This is a genomic window from Alistipes sp. AM16-43 (assembly GCF_003435745.1).
GTDB lineage: Bacteria > Bacteroidota > Bacteroidia > Bacteroidales > Rikenellaceae > Alistipes > Alistipes onderdonkii.
On sequence record NZ_QTUQ01000002.1, the window covers coordinates 97446 to 116538 of the forward strand.

16 protein-coding genes and 1 tRNA gene are annotated in these 19093 nt (G+C 62.8%); 15 read left to right on the forward strand and 2 right to left on the reverse strand.

Features of this window, described 5'->3' with window-relative positions; translation table 11 throughout:
• Window positions 1-2 precede the first annotated feature (2 nt).
• From aroC to DW189_RS03690, 10 genes are all read left to right on the forward strand, one after another.
• On the forward strand, window positions 3-980 hold the full coding sequence (gene aroC, locus DW189_RS03650; protein WP_018694965.1) for a chorismate synthase: 978 nt from the start codon (window positions 3-5) through the stop codon (window positions 978-980).
• Window positions 980-1951, forward strand: coding sequence for a peptide chain release factor N(5)-glutamine methyltransferase (gene prmC / locus DW189_RS03655; protein ID WP_259295423.1), 972 nt, complete (start codon window positions 980-982; stop codon window positions 1949-1951). The genes aroC and prmC overlap by 1 nt, the downstream gene beginning before the upstream one ends.
• Window positions 1933-2445, forward strand: coding sequence for a regulatory protein RecX (locus DW189_RS03660; protein WP_117507182.1), 513 nt, complete (start codon window positions 1933-1935; stop codon window positions 2443-2445). The genes prmC and DW189_RS03660 overlap by 19 nt, the downstream gene beginning before the upstream one ends.
• Window positions 2430-4157, forward strand: a complete 1728-nt coding sequence (locus DW189_RS03665; RefSeq protein ID WP_117506916.1) for a M23 family metallopeptidase — start codon at window positions 2430-2432, stop codon at window positions 4155-4157. Before DW189_RS03660 ends, DW189_RS03665 begins: the two co-directional genes overlap by 16 nt.
• A 58-nt stretch (window positions 4158-4215) precedes the next feature.
• Window positions 4216-4602, forward strand: coding sequence for a response regulator (locus DW189_RS03670; RefSeq protein WP_022332860.1), 387 nt, complete (start codon window positions 4216-4218; stop codon window positions 4600-4602).
• A gap of 90 nt (window positions 4603-4692) precedes the next feature.
• Window positions 4693-6780, forward strand: coding sequence for a sensor histidine kinase (locus DW189_RS03675; protein WP_232045507.1), 2088 nt, complete (start codon window positions 4693-4695; stop codon window positions 6778-6780).
• A complete protein-coding gene (locus tag DW189_RS03680; protein ID WP_117506918.1) occupies window positions 6777-8090 on the forward strand; it encodes a sensor histidine kinase in 1314 nt (437 codons plus the stop codon). Before DW189_RS03675 ends, DW189_RS03680 begins: the two co-directional genes overlap by 4 nt.
• A 351-nt stretch (window positions 8091-8441) precedes the next feature.
• Window positions 8442-11225, forward strand: coding sequence for a glycosyl hydrolase (locus DW189_RS03685; protein ID WP_259295424.1), 2784 nt, complete (start codon window positions 8442-8444; stop codon window positions 11223-11225).
• A 3-nt stretch (window positions 11226-11228) separates the two neighbouring features.
• On the forward strand, window positions 11229-11582 hold the full coding sequence (locus DW189_RS14580; protein ID WP_259295425.1) for a hypothetical protein: 354 nt from the start codon (window positions 11229-11231) through the stop codon (window positions 11580-11582).
• A 13-nt stretch (window positions 11583-11595) separates the two neighbouring features.
• Window positions 11596-13005, forward strand: coding sequence for an L-fucose/L-arabinose isomerase family protein (locus tag DW189_RS03690; protein WP_117506919.1), 1410 nt, complete (start codon window positions 11596-11598; stop codon window positions 13003-13005).
• A 5-nt stretch (window positions 13006-13010) separates the two neighbouring features.
• Here the strand turns inward: DW189_RS03690 and DW189_RS03695 are convergent, their stop codons facing one another.
• Together DW189_RS03695 and DW189_RS03700 are read right to left on the reverse strand one after the other, a co-directional pair.
• Window positions 13011-13910 (reverse strand): helix-turn-helix domain-containing protein, encoded by a 900-nt coding sequence (locus tag DW189_RS03695; protein WP_117506920.1) that lies wholly within the window; start codon window positions 13908-13910, stop codon window positions 13011-13013.
• A 126-nt stretch (window positions 13911-14036) separates the two neighbouring features.
• Window positions 14037-14110: transfer RNA gene (locus DW189_RS03700), tRNA-Arg, on the reverse strand.
• Between the two features lie 346 nt (window positions 14111-14456).
• Here DW189_RS03700 and DW189_RS03705 point away from each other — a divergent pair.
• The 5 genes from DW189_RS03705 (at window position 14457) to DW189_RS03725 (ending at window position 19014) form a co-directional block, all read left to right on the forward strand.
• On the forward strand, window positions 14457-15011 hold the full coding sequence (locus tag DW189_RS03705; protein WP_022332855.1) for a 30S ribosomal protein S16: 555 nt from the start codon (window positions 14457-14459) through the stop codon (window positions 15009-15011).
• Window positions 15012-15263: 252 nt separating this feature from the next.
• Window positions 15264-15794, forward strand: a complete 531-nt coding sequence (locus DW189_RS03710) for a ribosome maturation factor RimM (RefSeq protein WP_055204031.1) — start codon at window positions 15264-15266, stop codon at window positions 15792-15794.
• A 14-nt stretch (window positions 15795-15808) separates the two neighbouring features.
• Window positions 15809-17110: a tRNA 2-thiouridine(34) synthase MnmA gene (mnmA, locus tag DW189_RS03715; protein WP_117506921.1), complete on the forward strand. Its 1302-nt coding sequence runs from the start codon at window positions 15809-15811 to the stop codon at window positions 17108-17110.
• A 701-nt stretch (window positions 17111-17811) separates the two neighbouring features.
• The gene (locus DW189_RS03720; protein WP_018694950.1) at window positions 17812-18051 is read left to right on the forward strand and encodes a helix-turn-helix domain-containing protein; all 240 of its coding nucleotides are present in this window, start codon (window positions 17812-17814) and stop codon (window positions 18049-18051) included.
• Window positions 18052-18060: 9 nt separating this feature from the next.
• Window positions 18061-19014, forward strand: coding sequence for a hypothetical protein (locus DW189_RS03725; RefSeq protein WP_117506922.1), 954 nt, complete (start codon window positions 18061-18063; stop codon window positions 19012-19014).
• Window positions 19015-19093 lie beyond the last annotated feature (79 nt).

Here is a 19093-nt window from a genome sequence, read left to right on the forward strand (position 1 = left end):
CCATGAATATTTTCGGACACAATTTCAGGCTCGCCATCTGGGGCGAGTCGCACGGCCCGCAGATCGGTATCTCGATCGACGGGGTTCCCGCAGGTATTCCGCTCTCGGCGGAAGATTTCGAAGCCGACCTCGCACGCCGCCGCAGCGGGGCCCGCGGCACCACGCCGCGCCGCGAGCCGGACATCCCGCAGATCGTATCGGGGCTTTACAACGGCATGACGACGGGGGCGCCGCTCACCATCGAATTCGCCAACACCGACACCCATTCGCAGGATTACGCCACCGTAGCCCGCCACTACCGGCCTTCGCACGCCGACCTGGTGGCCTACCACCGCTTCAACGGGTTCAACGACCCGCGGGGCGGCGGCCATTTCTCGGCACGCCTGACCGTGGCGTTCGTCGCCGCGGGCGTCGTCGCCAAGAAGATGCTCCCGCCGGGCATCGCCTTCGACACGCGCATCACCGAGATCGGCGGATGCACCGACCCCGCGCGCTTCGACGAGGTGCTGCGCGCAGCGGCGGCCGACCGGGATTCGGTCGGCGGAATCATCGAATGCCGCGTACAGGGCGTCCCGCTGGGACTGGGACAACCCTTCTTCGATTCGGCCGAAAGCCTGATCGCCCACCTGTTGTTCGCCGTCCCGGCCGTCAAGGGGGTCGAATTCGGCAGCGGCTTCGCCGGGGCGCGCATGCGCGGTTCGCAGAACAACGACCCGCTGCTCGACGTCGAAGGCACTACTGCGACCAACAACGCGGGCGGCATCAACGGCGGAATCACCAACGGCAACGAGATCGTGGTACGCGCGGCGGTCAAGCCGACCCCGAGCATCGGGCGCGAACAAAATACCTACAACCTGGCGACGGACAAGGTCGAGCCGCTCACGATCCGCGGCCGCCACGATGTCTGCGTCGCCCTGCGCGGGGCCGTGGTCGTCGAAGCCGCCGTAGCCATCGCGCTGGCCAATTTCATCCGGCACTGATGTCCGTCCCCGAAACCCCCGCCCCATACGCCCCGCAGCCGCAGGACGGATCTGGATACATGGACGCCCTGCAGCCGCTGGACGCGGCAGAAGGCCACGGCAACCCGCCCTCGCAGGCGGCACCGGAGGGCACCACCCGCCGCGGGCTCCTCGACAAACTCACAGCCCGTCTCACGGGACTTTACGACGCCCGCGAGGCACGGAGCATCGCCCTGATCGCCCTCGCCGAATTGGCGGGGCTTCCCCTATCGGCCTTGCTGACCGACCCCGGCGCACCGATGGCAGCCGACGGGTTCGAGGCGATGGCCGCACAACTCGCCGCCGGCCGTCCCGTGCAATACGTGGTGGGGCACACGGAATTTTACGGGCACCGCTTCACCGTACGCGAAGGGGTGCTGATCCCCCGCCCCGAAACCGAGGAGCTGGTCTCCTGGGTGGTACACGACGAACGCAGGGCCCGTGCCCTGCTCGACGTGGGCACCGGCAGCGGCTGCATCGCCGCGAGCCTGGCGCTCGCGCTGCCCGGGGCCGAGGTTTGCGCGGCCGACCTGTCGGACGCGGCGCTGGCGATCGCCGCCGAGAACTGCCGCACGCTCGGCGCCCGGGTCACACTCCGCAGGGCGGATGCGCTCGGCGGCCTGGACGAAGCCTTCCCGGGGCCGTTCGACGCGATCGTCTCGAACCCGCCCTACGTGCCGCAAAGCGACCTTGCGGCAATGCACGCCAACGTCCGCGGGTACGAACCCCGCGAGGCGCTGTTCGTCCCCGACGACGACGCACTGCGATTCTACCGCGCCATCGCCCGCGCCGGGCGGCGGATGCTCCGTCCCGGCGGGAAGCTCTATTTCGAGATCTACGAACGCTCGGCCGGGCAGATGCGCCTCATGCTCGGCGAGGAGGGATATACGGACACCGAGGTGCGCGAAGACCTCAACGGAAAACCCCGCATGGTATGCAGCCGGATGAACTAAGGAAAAAGAAGGTCAAGACACCCGAGCAGGCGCTCGCCGCGCTCATGCGGCTCTGCGCCCGCGCCGAAAAATCGCAGGAGGACGCCCGGCGGCTGATGCGCGGCTGGGGACTCGCGGAACGCGACGCCGAGGGGGTGCTGGCCAAACTCGTCCGCGACCGCTTCATCGACGATGCCCGTTACGCCGGGGCTTTCGTGCGCGAAAAACTGCGGCTGAGCGGCTGGGGCGAATACAAGATCCGCACGGCCCTGCAACGCAAGCGCATCGACCGGGCGCTGATCGACGCGGCACTCGCCGAAGCCGACCGTTCCGGCATGGACGAACGCCTGCGCCGGCAACTGGAACGCAAGGCACGAACGGCGAAATATACGACACAATACGAACTGAAAACCAAACTGATACGTTACGGGCTTTCGCTGGGATACGACTACGAAACGGTCGTGGAGGCCGCCTCGGGGCTCGTGACGGACACGGAGACATGCGACGAATTCTGATACTGCTCATATCGACCGCCTCCTGCTTCGGGGCCCGGGGACAACACCCCGCCCCGGAGGAGTACATATACCCGATCTGCAACGTCGAAGGGCTCTACTCGGCCAATTTCGGCGAGATGCGCCCCGGGCATTTCCACGCGGGCATCGACATCAAGACCGACGGTGCCGAGGGCAAACCCCTCGTGGCCGTGGCCGACGGCTACGTCTCGCGCGTAAGCCTGGGCGCCTACGGCTACGGGCGCGCCGTCTACCTCACGCTGCACAACGGCACGACGGCCGTCTACGGCCACCTGCAACGCTTCCGCAAGGACATCGAGGAGCGCGTGCGCGAAGAGCGCCACGCCCGCCGCTCGAACAGCGTAAACCTCTGGTTCGGCCCCGACACCTGGCCCGTGAAGCAGGGCGACGTGATCGGTTATTCGGGCAACAGCGGCTCGTCGATGGGGCCGCACCTTCACTACGAACTGCGCGACACCCGCACGCAGCGGCTTTACAACGTCGTAAGCGCCGGGATCATCCGCCCCCATGACGACCTCCCGCCGCGCATCATGCGGATCCACTACATCGAGGTCGACACCGTGCAGGGCATCCCCGTGCACAGCCGCCCGGAGAGCTATGCCGTCGTCCGCAGCGCCGGGGGCAACTACCGCCTGACGCGCGAAGAGCCCGTCGGCGCGGGGCGCAAAGGCTACTTCGTCGTCGAGGCCAGCGACCGCCGCAACGGCGTGGGCAACACCTTCGGCCTGTGGCGCCTCGCCCTGTCGGCCGACGGCAAGCCCCTTTTCGAATACCGCATGGACGGCTTCGAGCAGGCGAATTCGCGCTGCTGCGACGCCGTGAGCTACTACCCGCTGCAACTCACCTCGCGCAACGAGGTGATCCGCACGGCGCAACTGGCCGAATCCCCCGACTGTTTCTACCCCGTCATGGAGGAACGCGGAATCGTCCGCACCGAAGCGGGACAGACCCGCCGCATCCGCATCGAGGCATGGGACGACTGCGGCAACCGCTCGCAGCTGGAATTCGACATCCTCGGCCGGACGGAGAGTTTCCGTGCCGAAGCCGACAGCGCCGCCACGGTGCTCACCCCCGGGCGGACGGGCATCGTCCGCCTCGAGCGCGAAGTCACGGCACGCATCCCCGCCGGAGCGCTCTACGAACCGGTTTTCTGCCGCGCTGAACGCTGCCCCGCCCCGGCGTCCGATTCGACGCTCCTCGTCCTCACGTCCGGCTACCGCATCCTCCCGGTCACCACGCCGCTGCACCGGGCGATGACGGTCAGCGTGCGGGCGTTCGTCCCCGAAAACCTGCAGCCCCACACGGTGCTGGCCGCCCGCAACGTCAAGGGGCGCCTTACCTGCATCGGCGGGAAATACGCCGACGGTGCCGTCACGGCCACGACCCGCACCACCGGAGAACTGTTCGTCGTGGCCGACACCATCCCGCCGCGCATCCGCCCGCTCTTCACCGAAGGGGCAGACCTCACACGCGCCCCGGCCATGCGCTTCCGCGTGGGCGACAACTTCTCGGACATCGCCTCGTGCACCCTGTTCATCGACGGCAAATGGGTTCCCTGCGACCGTCTCCCGATGCAGGACACGCTGATCCACCTGTTCGAGGAACCCCCGGCCCGCAAAAGCCACAGCGTCCGGCTCACCCTGACCGACGCCTGCGGCAATACGGCCTGCTGGGAAGGAACAATTCGCCGGTAATCCTATTTGTTTTCCGGAAAAATTTTTTATATTTGCACTCGTCCCAACTGTAAAAACAATGACAGACAACAATCCAGATGCACGTAAACCGCTGATACTTATTGCGGAAGACGTTGAAAGCAATTACAAATTGCTGGAAATAATACTCAAAAAAGAGTATGAGCTGCTATGGGCGAAAAATGGCAGAGAGGCCGTCGACTATGCATTGGAGCATCATCCCGATGCCGTGTTGATGGACATCAAAATGCCTGTAATGGACGGTATCGAGGCACTCAAGGAGATACGCCGGCATACCACCCAATTACCCGTTATCATGCAGACCGCCTATGCCTTCGACACGGATCGCCGCATCGCCGAGGAAGCCGGATGCAACGGCTTTATTACCAAGCCGGTAATGCCCCGGGAGTTGAAAATGTATCTGGATATGAGCCTGAAAAAGGCATAAGATCCCCATAATTTTCCACAGAACGGAGCCGGACTTTTTGTCCGGCCCGTTTTTTTTACTACCTTAGTCCCAATTTTGCGTTACACCCACATGTCCCCTGTCCGCCTGCTTACATGCATCTACTGCGTCGTCTTCGGCACAGGAGTATCCCTTATGGCCGCACCGTCCTCCGTCACGGACAGCCTCCAGGGCAGACTGGCGCATACGTCCGATCCCCGCGAACGGGTGCAACTGCTGCTCAACCTCAAAGACCTGAACGAGGACACGCACCTCAACCTGCCTTATTCCATCCAGCTTTTCCGCGAAGCGGCGGCCATCCGCGACACCTACGCCATGTCCGTGTCCATCATCCCGATCCTCAGCCGGTATTCGATTTACACCGAAAAGAAAGATACGCTCCGCTATTACGTACAGGCGCTCCGCGACCTGACTCCCGGCACACCCGAAGAGGGTGCCGACGCCTATGCAGAAATGTGCATCGGGTTCTACCGCCTGGGACACCAGTACGACCTTGCGGAGAACCTCAGGCTGGCACACGAGGTTTACGACTGGAGCAATACCCCGCCCGAAGAACCCGAGAACATCTACCAGCGCACCAAACGCCTGTTTCTGCGCGGCTATGCCAACATCACGCTCTGCTACTACGAAGGCGGAAACCAGCGGGCCTACATCCCGCAGACCGACACGTGGCGCGAAGCCTACGAACTGACGAGGCAAATGCCGAACCTCAATATCCGCAGGTGCTTCGCCAACATCATTTACTACGTGCTGAGCGGCGCCTACAACCAGAGCTACCGCCACGATGACCAGGTCGCGCTCACCAACGACCAGATCGCACTGCTCGACCGCTACTATTCCGCCGACAGCATCCTCGGGCGGCGCCCCTACCTCTATAAGGACAACAGCTACGTGCGGCCTTACCAGCAATTGCTGCAATGTGCGCTCAACATCCGCCGCAACGACTACGCAGCCTTGTACTTCAACGAGTTCCGCAACCGTATGCTCGCGGCCGAAGGGGAAAACCTGCTGCGCAACAAAAGCTACCTCTACGAAATGGGCTATCTCTGGAAAGCCAACACCGACGCCTATGCCGAAAGCATCCAGTATTCCGATTCGCTGATCCGCCTGATCGAGAGCGGCAAAGGCTATTTCAGCATGCTGCCCAACAAGGTCTACCAGGCCTACCGTGACCGCAGCATCCTGCTCACCAAGGCCAAGCGTTACCCGGAGGCTTTCGAGGCCTTCGGGCATACGATATTGGTGCAGGATTCGATCCTCACCGCCGAACGCCGCGAACGCCTCGAAACGATCCGCCGGCAACACGACCTGGACAAGCGCAAGTTGACCGAAACGCGGGCCTTGATCCGCAACCGCGCAGCCACGAGCCTCTCGATCGTCGTCATCGTGCTGCTGATGTCCGGCACGGGGATTTACCTCCTGCGATCGCTGCTGCATAACCGCAGGCTGAAGGCCGACATCCTCCGCCACAGCCGCAAGGCCCAGGAGAGCGAACACATGAAATCGGTCTTCGTAAACACGATCTGCCGCGGCGTCGGCCCCGCATTCGACGCCATCGACACCGCAGCCTCGCGGCTGATGCTGTCGGACATCGGCGCAACCGAGCGGAACGCCTGCTGCGAATCCATCCGCGTCAACGCCGACCTGCTGCTTTCGGCGCTCGACAACATGCTCGAAGCCGCCAACCTCGACAGCCTGACCGAGGCCCTGCGGCTGGAGGAAACCAACATCGACGAGGTGTGCCGCGCCGAACTGCTCGCCGCTTCGCGGCTTAGCTGCAATCCCGGGGTGGCCTTCACGATCGAAGCCCCGGAGAACCCGGCCACCGTCCGCACGCATGCCAAATACTTTTCGTTCGTGGTACGCGCGCTGCTCGACAACGCCCGCAAATTCACCCGGGAAGGCGCCGTCACGCTCCGCTATGAAATAGACCCGCGCCGCAACGAACTTCGGGTTACGGTGACCGACACGGGCTGCGGCATCCCGCCCGCAAAACGCAACGACATCTTCGGCCTGCCCTCCGACGACTCGAAGGCGACGCCGGGGCTGAGCCTCGCTTTATGCCGCCTGATCGCCCGGCACCTCTCGGGCAACATATCCCTCGACGAGGCATATACCGCCGGTGCACGTTTCATCTTCACAATCCCCGCCAAGCCATGAGCACGCGCCGACCGATACTCTTCCCGGCAATATGCCTGGCGCTCGCGGTTTTCTGCGCCGCAACGGCGCAGCCGCTGCAACCCGAGGGCGACAACGAATTCGGGGGTACGCCCGGCATGCACCTTTTCCTGCAAAGCAGGTTCATCCGTACGCACCAGGCCGACCGGCTCCACTTCGCCCGCATGCGCCACTACCGCGAAGGTTATCTCGATGCCGTCGGGCACGGGGAGTACGCCAGGGCCCTGGCCTTCTCGGATTCGCTGATCCGCACCGCCGAACGCCACCCCGTGGCCGGCGTGCACTTCACGGATTGCTACAAGGAACGGGCGGACATGTTCCGCAGGCTGCACCGCGACTCCGAGGCCTGCATGGCCTATGCCCGTGCCGTGAAGGTACGGGATTCGCTGCTGCGGCTCGAACAGAGCAAAGTCATCCGCGAGAAGCAGGAGTCGTACGAACTCGACCGGATGGCGCTCGACGCGGCGCTGCTTACGGCCCACCACCACAAAACTGCCCTGGCCTACGTTTCGCTCGCGCTGCTGGTGATCGCTGCGGTCGTCGGTGCGATCTATGTCGGCAACCGCCGTACCCGGCGACTGCAGAAGGAGTTACTCCTGCAAACGAAGCACGCCCACGAAAGCGAACTCAAAAAGGCCGCATTCGTCAACTCGGTCTGCCACGAAGTGCGTACGCCGCTCAACTGCATCATGGGATTCTCCGAGCTGCTCTGCGCCGAGGAGATCACCCCGGAGTCGCGCGCCCAATACTGCGAAATCATCCGGGACAACCGCCGCCAGCTGCGATTCCTGTTCGACGACATGCTAGAGGTGGCCTACCTCGAAAACCTGCACGCGCCGCTGCCGTGCCAGTATACGAACCTCTGCGCCGTATGCCAGGCGCAACTGCGGATCATGAAGGTGAGGTACCCCAAGCCTGGCATCGTTTACAAAGGCGCGATCCCGGTCGCGGAGATTGCGCTCAACACCAGCGACAAATACCTGACGATACTCATCTCGGCACTGCTCGGCAACGCCTATAAATTCACGCAGGAAGGCACGATCAGCCTCGAATGCGACCGTCTGGGCGACAACCGCGTCTTCGTCGCCGTCGCCGACACGGGCTGTGGCATCCCGCCCGAGAAGCACGGCTATGTCTTCGAGCGTTTCACCAAACTCGACCCCTTCAGCCAGGGCAACGGCCTCGGGCTCTACCTCTGCCGCCTGATCGTCACCCACCTGCACGGGGAGATATACATCGACTCCGGATACACGGGCGGGACGCGCATCGTCGCCATCCTGCCGCGCAGGTAACCCCGCCTGCATCCGCTGCCCCACACCCGCTGCCCGGCCGTGCGGGGCACCCGTCCCCGGCTCGCCGTGTTTTTTCCGCCGGCTTTCAGCGCCCCCACCGTTCTGCCGGATCCCCGGCCCTCTGATTCCCCGATTCCACAGTCCCCCGTTCCTAACGATCCCGCCTGCCCGGCCCGGCAGCATCCCGGCCATACCGTCTCTCCCTGCTCCGCATCCCGCCCCGAACCTCTCGGTTCGCCCGCGCCATCCTCCGCACGCTTTATCAGAAATGAAAAGTCATTTATCAGGATTCGTTACCGCCCGAAGCGCACAACCTTTACCTTTGTAAAACAAACACACTCCGGAACAACCATGAAAACCACCTCCTCCGCAATCAAAAGCCTGCTGGCGGCCGCCCTGGCGGCATCGTGCCTCGCCAGCTACGCCGCAGCGCCCCGGAAACGGGAAATGAAATTCGAGAAGCTCCGAAAGGAATTCGCCGATCCCCCGCGGGCATTCCGCCCGGCACCCCTGTGGGTCTGGAACACGCGGGTCACCCGCGCCGACATCGACCGGATGCTGGGCGACTTCAAGGCGCAGGGCTTCGGCGGCGCCTTCGTCCACCCGCGGCCGGGGCTGGTCACCGAATACCTCTCCGACGAATGGTTCGACCTTTATAAATACAGTGTGGAAAAGGGGAAAGAACTGGGGCTCGACATCTGGATCTACGACGAAAACTCCTACCCGAGCGGCTTCGCAGGCGGACATGTTCCCGCGCAGATGCCCGAATCCTACGACCAGGGCCAGGGGCTCGCGCTCACCAAAACCGCACTGCCCCCGGCCGATGCGGGAAAATACTTCCTCTGCCTGAAAAAGGAGGGCGGCACGTTCCGCGACATCACCGCCGACACGGGCCGCTACAAAGACGTCCCGGGCGAATACTACCTTTATGAAAAGACCTATTACGGCCGTTCGGGCTGGCACGGGGGCTACTCGTACGTCGACCTCTTGGTCGAGGGCGTCACCGAAAAGTTCCTCGACATCACCATGTCGGGCTACGAAAAGACCTTCGGCAACGAGCTTGGCCCGGTCATCAGGGGGCTTTTCTCCGACGAACCGTGCATTCCCAGTTCGGGCGGCGTGCGCTGGACGCCCGACCTGTTCGATGTGTTCCGCAAACAGTGGGGCTACGACCTGGCAACTTCGCTGCCCCTGCTCTCCGAGCAGACGGGCGACTGGAAACAGGTACGCCACAACTACCTCGAAACGCTGACGCAAATGTTCGTAGACCGTTGGGCGAAGCCCATGTCGGCCTATTGCGACCGCAAGGGCATGCTCTGGACGGGGCACTACTGGGAACACGACTGGCCGAGCATGTACCAGGGCGGCGACAATATGGCCATGTACGCGTGGCACCAGATGCCCGCCATCGACATGCTCTTCAACCAGTACAACGACCAGAGCCCGCAGGCGCAGTTCGGCAACGTCCGCGCCGTGAAGGAGCTGCGCAGCGCCGCCAACCAGACCGGCAGCGTACGCACGCTGAGCGAAACCTACGGCGGCGGGGGCTGGGACGAGACGTTCCGCGACTTCAAGCGGCTGGGCGACTGGGAATATGCGCTGGGCGTGAATTTCATGAACCAGCACCTCTCGCACATGACCATCGCCGGCGCCCGCAAATATGACTATCCCCCGGTCTTCACCCGCCTCTCGCCGTGGTGGGAGGACTACAAGGTGCTGAACGACTACTTCGCCCGCCTGTCACTCGTGCTCAGCCAGGGCGAACAGATGAACGACATCCTCGTCCTGGAACCGACCACGACGATCTGGCTCTACTACTCCTATGTCATGAACGACCCCCGCTGCATGGAGATCGGCAGCGCATTCCAGCGTTTCGTCACCACGCTCGAAAAGGCGCAGGCGGAATACGACCTGGGCTCGGAGAACATCATCAAGGACCGCGGTTCGGTCAGGGGCGGTAAATTCGTCGTCGGAAAACGCGCCTATGCGAAGGTCGTGATCCCGCCCATGACCGAGAACCTCAACGCCGGGACTTTCAGCCTCATCCGCGAATTCGTCGAGGCGGGCGGGCAACTGGTGCTCTTTGCCAAACCGACGCTCGTCGACGGGCGGCCCAGCCCCGAACTGGCGGATTTCCTCGACCGCAACGCCTCCCGGATACGCCGTTACGCGGCACTGGACGATAAGGCGATCGCCGAATCGTTCGCGGACGACAGGATCCGTTTTTGCAACGTCAGGGGCAACGACCTCTACCACCAGCGGCGCAGCTACGAGGACGGGGAGCTCCTGTTCCTGGTCAACTCCTCGCTAAGCGACACCGCCACGGGCAGCGTCGGCCTCCCGGCCGGGGAGCTGGTCGAGCTGGACGCCGTCTCGGGCGACATGCGTCCCTACCCGCACACCGCCGACGGGAAAAGCGTCGGGGCGGACTTCAGCCTGCCGCCCGCCGGGAGCCTCCTGCTCTTCGCCCCGGCTTCGGGCCGGAGCGCCCTTGCACGTACCTCCCGGGCGGCATCCGGCACCGAAACACAGCCAGCAGGGAGCACCAAGCTGGAGCCCGCCGGCCCGCTGGAGGTCACCCGCCTGAAAGACAACGTCCTCAACCTCGATTTCTGCGACCTGACGGTCGACGGGCGCACCGAGCGCAACCTCTACACGTTCGAGGCGTGCAACAAACTCTTCAACCATTGCTACGGGACAGGCAACCCGTGGGACTCGGCCATCCAATACCGGCAGGCAATCGTCGAACGCGACACGCTGACCACGGGCGACATCCGTGTAAGCTACCACTTCGTCGTGGCCGGGGACTTCGACACGCGCGGCATGAAGCTGGTCGCCGAACAACCCGGCATCTGGAACGTGACGTTCAACGGCACGCCCGTCGAAGCCGCGGCGCCCGACACGCTGCTCGACAGCCGCTTCGGAATCTACCCCATAGGCAACCTGGTGCGGCGGGGGACGAACACCGTCGAACTGAGCGTCTCGCCCATGAGCATCTATGCCGAAATAGCCCCAGTCTACCTTTTCGGCGACTTCGCGCTCGAATCGGCCGGGGCGGGATGGATCGTCCGCGAATCCGCCGGGAAACCGGCCTTGGGAAGCTGGAAACGGCAGGGGCTCCCCTTCTATTCGTAGGACATGGCCTACGGCCGGGACTACGACATCGACGACCCCGCGGCCGGCTACACGCTCCGGCTGAGAGCCTGGGAAGGGACACTCGCACGGGTCTGCGTGAACGGCCGCAAAGCGGGCATCATCGCCTGGCAGCCCTATGCGTTCGACCTCACGCCCTACCTGCGCAAGGGACGCAACCGCGTCGAAGTGCAGGTGGTGGGCAGCCTGAAAAACCTCTTCGGCCCCCATTACAGCGCCGACAAAGGCATCGCAGGCCCGTGGCACTGGAACAACGTGCCCAGACAGCTGCCCGGCAGCGACTACGACCAGCGGGACTACGGCCTGCTGGAAGATTTCGAAATCGTCATGACAAAATAACGGATCACAAACCATGAAAATAGGATTGATCGCAGTAGGGCTGAACACCTACTGGCACCAGTTCGGCGGACTGCGCGAAAGGCTCGACGGCTACCGGAACGCCATAAAGGAAAAAATGGAAGCTTACGGCGGGCAGATCGTCGCCGACGCAGGCATGGTCGACGACGTGGACAAGGCTCACGCAGCCGCGGCCCTTTTCAGGCGCGACGAAGCCGAAGTGCTGTTCATCTTCATCTCGACCTACGCCCTTTCGTCCACGCTCATCCCCTTCCTCGGGGAGGGCATCCCGGTCGTGCTGCTCAACCTGCAACCCGCCCCGGCCATCGACTACACCCGGCTCAACGGCATGTCCGACCGCGGGGAGATGACGGGCGAGTGGCTCGCCAACTGCCAGGCCTGTTCGCTGCCCGAATTCTGCTCGGTATTCAACCGCGCCGGCACCAAATACGACGTGGTGACGGGCTACCTCGACGACGCGCAGGCCTGGGCCGAGATCTACGGGTGGATCGACGCGGCGAAAGTCGCCTATGGCATGCGCCGCAACCGCATGGGGCTGCTGGGCAACTACTACGGCGGCATGGTCGACGTCTACTCCGACCTCAGGCTGCAAAGCACCGTCTTCGGCACCCATGCCGAAATCCTGGAGATGTGCGAACTGCATGCGCTCCGCCAGGCGGTGACGCAGCGCGAGGCCGACGCGAGGGTCGCCGCATTCGGCGAGGCGTTCGTCATCGACAAGGGCTGCACGCCCGACGAGCTGGAGCGCGCCGCACGCACTTCCGTGGCGCTGGACAAGCTCGCCGAGGCGCACCGGCTGGGTTCCTTGGCCTACTACTACGCGGGGGCGGCGGGCAACGCCTACGAGGACATCGTCACCTCGGTCATCGCCGGCAACACCCTGCTGACGGGGCGCGGCATCCCCGTCGCGGGCGAATACGAGGTGAAGAACGTGCAGGCCATGAAAATCATGTCGCTGCTGGGCGCCGGGGGTTGTTTCTCGGAATTCTACGGCATGGACTTCACCGACGACGTCATCCTGCTGGGGCACGACGGCCCGGCGCACTTCCTGCTCGGCGAAGAGAAAGCCCGCCTGGTGCCGCTTCCCGTCTATCACGGCAAACCCGGCAAGGGGCTGTCGATCCAGATGTCCGTGAAACACGGCCCGGTGACACTCCTGTCGGTGGTCGAAGGACGCGACGGGATTTCGTTCCTGCTGGCCGAAGGCGAATCGGTGCCGGGCCCCGTGCTGAACATCGGCAACATCAACAGCCGTTACAGGTTCCCGCTTCCCGCACGGGAATTCATCAACCGCTGGAGCAAGGCGGGGCCTTCGCACCACTGTGCCATCGGTGTGGGACATGTCGCCGGGGCGATCCGCAAATACGCCGCGCTGCTTGGAATCCCGGTGACGGTCGTCTGCTGAGGGGGTTACCGCCCGGGCTGCCTCCGCTCGCGGCGGTACTGCTGGGGCGGGACGCCCTCCCTTTTGCGGAAGAAGGTGGAAAAGTGGCTCGGGGTCTCGAACCGGAGCCTGTATGCGATCTCCGCGACGGTAAGCTCCGTCGTATCGAGCAGCTTCTTGGCACGCAGGAACCGGATCTGCGAGAGATATTGCGCAGGCGAGGTATCGGCATACTGCCGGAACATCTTGCGGAACCACGAATAGCTGACCGACAGGCGTTCGGCGATCCCCTGCGGCGTGAGGCCGTCCTCGACCTCGCGCTTCATGATCGCGCGCGCCTCGTCGATCTTGCGGATGGCCAGCGAGTCGTCGAACAGAATGTTCCGGTGCTTGTAGTAGACCGACCCCAGCAGGAACTGCACGATCCCCGCCGCAACCTGCTGGTAACCGGCCTGTTCCCGGAGCGCATAGCCGACGATCTCCTCGTACATGCCGATGATCGTCTGGCTGAACCCGAGGTCGAATACCGGGCTGCGCGGCGAAAAGAACCCGTTGGCGACCTGCGCATCGACGCTGCCGCCCCGGAATCCCACCCAGTGTTCGAACCACCCGGTAGCCCTGTCGGGCTCGTAGGTATGCCACTCCCCGGGGAAGAGCAGGATCATCGTCCCGGCCCTGATCCGCCGGCGGCGGCACGAGCGGGACTCGAAACAGCCCTCCCCGCGCGATATGTAGACCAACTGGTACTCCTTCAGGACGCGCCCCTTGCCGGGGTCGAAAATATGGGACTCGGGATGCTGCGCCTGCGGGTAGGAACTGTGCGCCGCGACGGCCTGGTACCCGGCCGTGGTGACGACCAGCCCCCACGCCTCGTCGTTGCGGCTGATGTTGAGATACTTTATGTTGCAGCCCGGTAGCGGTTCCATGCCTGAAAATATCGGATTCGACCCAAATTTACGAAAAAGTCCGCAGAGCGCCAAACCCGGCGCCGGAAGATGCGCGGAAAAACGAAAAGGGAGCCCGGATTCGATTCCAGCGCTCCCTTTTCCGGGTGATTCCGGCGCGGTTCGAACGCGCGACCCGCAGCTTAGAAGGCTGCTGCTCTATCCAACTGAGCTACGGAACCATCGGCAAAACCGCACCTGCGGTGACGATTTGCGCCGCAAAGATAGGAATTTTTTTCACAACAGCCCCCGGCTGAACGAAAAATATCGCTTCCCGCAAGGATGCAACGGCCTGCAACCCCGCGGAAACCCGGTTAGGGGCACGGCCCTGCACCGCCACAAGCCCGCCCTTTTTCCGGCAGTTTCCGCTGCAGCCCGCCATGCACCGTATCCGGCAGAAAAACAGACTATCGCACCGATTTTTCGGCGAATTATTTTGCCGGGCGGAATATTTTGTCTACATTTGCAGGCTTAAAAGCCCAAAGTGGGTGAGCGTTTTTTATTAATTACAACAAAATTTTATAGCAAATGGCTGTTAAAATTCGTCTGGCACGCCACGGTAAGAAAGGTTTTGCTTTCTACCACATCGTTGCCGCAGATAGCAGAGCGCCACGTGATGGTAAATTCATCGAAAAGTTGGGAACCTACAACCCCAACACGAATCCTGCTACGATCGACCTCGACTTCGAGAAAGCATTGGGTTGGTTACAGAAAGGCGCACAACCTACGGATACTTGTCGGGCTATCCTCTCGTACAAGGGCGTATTATACAAGAAGCACCTGTTAGGCGGTGTCGCCAAGGGCGCATTCTCGGAGACCGAAGCCGAAGCCCGCTTCAACAAATGGCTGGGCGAGAAGGCCGGTAAGATCGAGGCCAAGAGCAACAAGCTCGCCACGGATGCCAAGTCGGCCGAGAAAGCACGCCTGGCTGCCGAAGCCAAGATCAAGGAGGAGCGCGCAAAGGCCATCGCCGAGAAGCAGGCCGCTGCCGCAGCTGCCGCCAAAGAAGCCGAGGAGGCTGCCGCCGCCGAAGCTGCCGAGGCTCCCGCAGAGGGCGCAGCAGAGGCTCCTGCCGCAGAATAACACCAGGAAAGCTTCTTTCCGGAATCCCGGTAAATTTCCCGCAACGGGAGGTTTACCGGTTTTTTTCATTACTTTTGCAGATAGTCCCATGCGGGCGCATCCCGTGCGGGAATCGTCCGGCAAGGCACAGCGAGGCGCTGCACGGCACGACAAGGCGGCAGCACAGCGGGGCCGGGTGTAACGGAGCGGCCGGGATACCCGCTTCCCCCGTTCCGCACCGCGATACGGACATAAGAGAAAAAACGAACCGATATGAGCGTTACTATTCCCGCAGGCAGGATCAACAGGCTTTTCGGCACCGACGGAGGTGTGATGCTGTCGCTCTATGCCGATTTCCCGGCGCAATTCGATACCGGCACCCCGCTGCTGGTCACGATCGACGCCCTCGAAGTGCCGCTCTACTGCGAGCGCTTCGAACGCCGCGGCACCTCGGGCGCCGTGGCCTCATTCGCCGATTTCGACACCGAGCGCCGGGCTCAGGAACTCGTCGGGCTTGAATTCCGTATCGAATGCGACGAGGACGAAGACGACGAATTCTACCTGGAAGACCTGATCGGCTTCGCCGTGACCTGCACCGAAGCGGGCGCGGACGGCGCAAAGGGAGCGGCCGCCTTCACGGGTTCGGTCACGGACTACTACGACAGCGACGCCAACCCGCTTTTCGAGCTGGAGATCGGCGGTCGCACGGTGCTCGTCCCCGCCGCCGAGGAGTTCATCGCCCATATCGACTTCGGGGGGCGCACGATGAAACTGGTGCTGCCCGAAGGGCTGCTCGACCTGTAAATAACAATATTACTATGGCACGTGTCGTAATCGGACTTTCGGGCGGCGTGGATTCATCGGTCGCCGCCTACCTGCTCAAACAGCAGGGGCATGACGTCGTGGGGTTGTTCATGATCAACTGGCACGACACGACGGGAACGCTCGAGGGCGACTGCCCGTGGCACGACGACCGCGTCTTCGCCGAACTGGTCGCCAAAAAACTGGACATCCCGCTGCACGTCGTCGACCTCTCGGCGGACTACCGCACCCGCGTGGTCGATTACATGTTCTCGGAATACGAAAAGGGACGCACGCCCAACCCCGACGTGCTGTGCAACCGCGAAATCAAATTCGACGTCTTCCTGCGCGAAGCGCTCCGGCTGGGCGCCGATTTCGTCGCCACGGGGCACTACTGCCGCAAGGCCGAGGAGACGCTGCCCGACGGGCGGACAATCTATAAACTCCTCGCGGGCGCCGACCCCAACAAGGATCAGAGCTACTTCCTCTGCCAGCTCTCGCAGGAGCAGCTGCGCTACGCCCTGTTCCCCGTCGGCGACCTGCTCAAACCCGAGGTGCGGCGCATCGCCGCCGAACAAGGATTGGCCACAGCCAAACGCAAGGATTCGCAGGGCATCTGCTTCGTGGGCAAGGTCGACCTTCCGGCCTTCCTGCAACAGAAGCTGGCCTCGAAAAGGGGCAACGTCCACGAGATACTCCCCACGTGGCCGAAATACGGCCCCAAGGCCCGAATCCCGGCGGGCACACCAGATGCCGGACAGGCAATCCCCGCCCCGGCATCCCCGGCCGCCGAACGCCCGGACGACAATCCCCACTCCCCGGGCGGACAGCACGCGGCCGACGTACCCCCTACGACCGAACAGCTCGCGGCACTGGCCGCCCCGTGGCGCTACACCGTCCGCGACGGCAAGAAAATCGGCGAGCATGGCGGGGCGCACTTCTACACCATCGGCCAGCGCAAGGGGCTCGGCATCGGCGGGCGCAAGGAATCGTTGTTCATCCTCGCCACCGACACCGTGCAGAACGTCATCTATGTCGGCGAGGGCGACAGCCACCCCGGCCTGTGGCGACAGGCACTGCATATCGCCCCCCGCGAGATACACTGGGTCAACCCCGCGCGCACGATGCCGGCAGGCCAAAGCGCCCGCTTCAGCGTCCGCATCCGCTACCGCCAGCCTTTGCAGGAGGCCACGCTCTTCGTCCGCGACCAGGGAGCCTACATCCTCTTCGACACCCCCCAGCGGGGCATCACACCGGGGCAGTTCGCCGCATGGTACGACGGCGACGAACTGGTCGGTTCGGGGATAATCTCGGAATAGTTTTTCCGATCCCAGCCCCCTCCGAAAAACGGTTTCAAGCCCCCTGCCGGACAGGCGCGGCGTATATTGCCGCTTTTCCTAAGCATAGATTTGTCTTTTCTCAAAAGGCAAATACGTACCTTTTGGTGGCAAAAGGTACCCAAAACCATCCGCATGCCGTTTTCGCGGGAGCAACTGCGGAGCCTCGCTGAACGGGCACGAAAGACTGCGCTTTTCGCACGCCCGTTCCGGGCGCTCGGCGCCGCAGCCGCTCTTTATCCGCTGCAAACGAAATGCGGAAAATCCTGCTGTCCGGAATTCTCGCTGTGCGGCAAAAAACAGAGAAACACGATAACAAAAATCCCGACTTGATGCCGGAGCCGTCGGCGGACGGCGGACTAAAAGCGCGAGAAACGGGGCAGGTTTGCTTGCAAACCCGCGATTAGGCGCCCGTTTCCAGCGTTAGGACGCCAAGAGCAGGCGAGGCATCCGTCGGAGAGTTTTTGGTACTTTTTGCGGAAAAAAGTACATGGCGGAATTTGCAAAAAAACTCTTGGAACCAAAAGAATCGTATACATTTCCCCTCCAAAGATACCAAAAACAAAAATTCCGGCACAAAGGCCGTAGTACACCGGCTTAATAACTACCTATACATAGGCGAATTTAAGTTATAACTATACTTTCACAATGGCATAATTTTTAGTTTTACATCATCTAAACAGATGCTTGTGAAACCGAAAAGTGCTTTCGACATATACGTCAGTGCCGCAGTTCGCAAAGAGCGGATGGCTCAACGTGTTTCACAGGCCACATTGGCTTATGGTATAGGAGTAAGCGACGGATTCATTTCACAAGTTGAAAGCCCGAAAAATCCTTCAAAATACAACCTCAACCATATCAACGAGATCGCCCGGTTCCTGGGCTGCTCGCCGCGCAAGTTCCTGCCCGAGGAGCCGTTATAACCCCGGCCTATGTCGCTGCAACGCATCATAACCGCCCTCGCTGCAACCGGCCACGCACACTCCGTCCCGGGCAGCCGGACTTTACGCGCCTTGCAACGGCTGCCACGCATCATAACCGCCCTGCTGCTCTTCCTGGCAGGCATCCCCGCTCATGCACAGCCGCGCACGGGCATCGTCTACTGGGATCTCGACCACCTCTACGACACTGTCCCCGCCCTGTTCTACAATGACACCGACTACACGCCCTCGGGACGCCTGGCGTGGGACACGGAGCGCTACCGCCGCAAGATACGCCATACGGCGGCCGTCATCGACTCTATGCGCATGCCGCTCGTGGCGCTGTGGGGCGTCGAGAACGAAGCCGTCGTCCGCGACATCGCAGCCGCCTGCGAGGGCGATTACAGCTACCTGCACCGCACGCTCAACTCCCTCGACGGCATGGATTTCGCACTGCTCTATTACGGCGACCTCTTCGAGCCCCTCTACGACGAGCCGGGGCGCCGCTACCTCTACATCGAGGGCCTCCTCTACCGCCGCGGCAAACCCATGCGACGGGGATCCGGCCGCGTCGTCCGCCCCACGCGCACCGACACCATAGGGCTCGTGCTGTGCAGCGACACCCGCATGGCCGAATGGGTCGTCCGCGACCTGCGCGAAGAGCGCCCCGGGGTGAAGCTGCTCGTCGCGGGACGCACCTCGTCGCTCGCCCCCGGAGCCTTCGGGCTGCGCGACGCACTGGAGCGCCCGGCACGGCTCGGGCGGGGCAACGTCCGCCGCCGGGGCGGCTGGCAGATGCGCGACCGCATTCTGGCCGACACGGCGCTCCGCACCTCGGCGGGCGATGTCTATGCGCGCCGTTATCTGATTGACCCCAAGACGAATACCCCGCTTCCGACCTACGAAAAAAGGCGGTACAGGGGCGGCTACGGCTACGCCCTGCCGGTATTCGTTTACTTGGAGTAGATTTTTTTGGAATTCCGGAAAAGTTTTTATATATTCGCATTCCCAACGGCGAATATGAATTCTTTGACGAGGCGGTAAC

What these genes read in the sequence shown, in the direction of transcription:
- aroC (WP_018694965.1), top strand. Translation starts at nt 3, where the DNA reads ATGAATATTTTCGGACACAATTTCAGGCTCGCCATCTGGGGCGAGTCG.
- prmC (WP_259295423.1), top strand. Translation starts at nt 980, where the DNA reads ATGTCCGTCCCCGAAACCCCCGCCCCATACGCCCCGCAGCCGCAGGAC.
- DW189_RS03660 (WP_117507182.1), top strand. Translation starts at nt 1,933, where the DNA reads ATGCAGCCGGATGAACTAAGGAAAAAGAAGGTCAAGACACCCGAGCAG.
- DW189_RS03665 (WP_117506916.1), top strand. Translation starts at nt 2,430, where the DNA reads ATGCGACGAATTCTGATACTGCTCATATCGACCGCCTCCTGCTTCGGG.
- DW189_RS03670 (WP_022332860.1), top strand. Translation starts at nt 4,216, where the DNA reads ATGACAGACAACAATCCAGATGCACGTAAACCGCTGATACTTATTGCG.
- DW189_RS03675 (WP_232045507.1), top strand. Translation starts at nt 4,693, where the DNA reads ATGTCCCCTGTCCGCCTGCTTACATGCATCTACTGCGTCGTCTTCGGC.
- DW189_RS03680 (WP_117506918.1), top strand. Translation starts at nt 6,777, where the DNA reads ATGAGCACGCGCCGACCGATACTCTTCCCGGCAATATGCCTGGCGCTC.
- DW189_RS03685 (WP_259295424.1), top strand. Translation starts at nt 8,442, where the DNA reads ATGAAAACCACCTCCTCCGCAATCAAAAGCCTGCTGGCGGCCGCCCTG.
- DW189_RS14580 (WP_259295425.1), top strand. Translation starts at nt 11,229, where the DNA reads ATGGCCTACGGCCGGGACTACGACATCGACGACCCCGCGGCCGGCTAC.
- DW189_RS03690 (WP_117506919.1), top strand. Translation starts at nt 11,596, where the DNA reads ATGAAAATAGGATTGATCGCAGTAGGGCTGAACACCTACTGGCACCAG.
- DW189_RS03695 (WP_117506920.1), bottom strand. Translation starts at nt 13,910, where the DNA reads ATGGAACCGCTACCGGGCTGCAACATAAAGTATCTCAACATCAGCCGC.
- DW189_RS03705 (WP_022332855.1), top strand. Translation starts at nt 14,457, where the DNA reads ATGGCTGTTAAAATTCGTCTGGCACGCCACGGTAAGAAAGGTTTTGCT.
- DW189_RS03710 (WP_055204031.1), top strand. Translation starts at nt 15,264, where the DNA reads ATGAGCGTTACTATTCCCGCAGGCAGGATCAACAGGCTTTTCGGCACC.
- mnmA (WP_117506921.1), top strand. Translation starts at nt 15,809, where the DNA reads ATGGCACGTGTCGTAATCGGACTTTCGGGCGGCGTGGATTCATCGGTC.
- DW189_RS03720 (WP_018694950.1), top strand. Translation starts at nt 17,812, where the DNA reads ATGCTTGTGAAACCGAAAAGTGCTTTCGACATATACGTCAGTGCCGCA.
- DW189_RS03725 (WP_117506922.1), top strand. Translation starts at nt 18,061, where the DNA reads ATGTCGCTGCAACGCATCATAACCGCCCTCGCTGCAACCGGCCACGCA.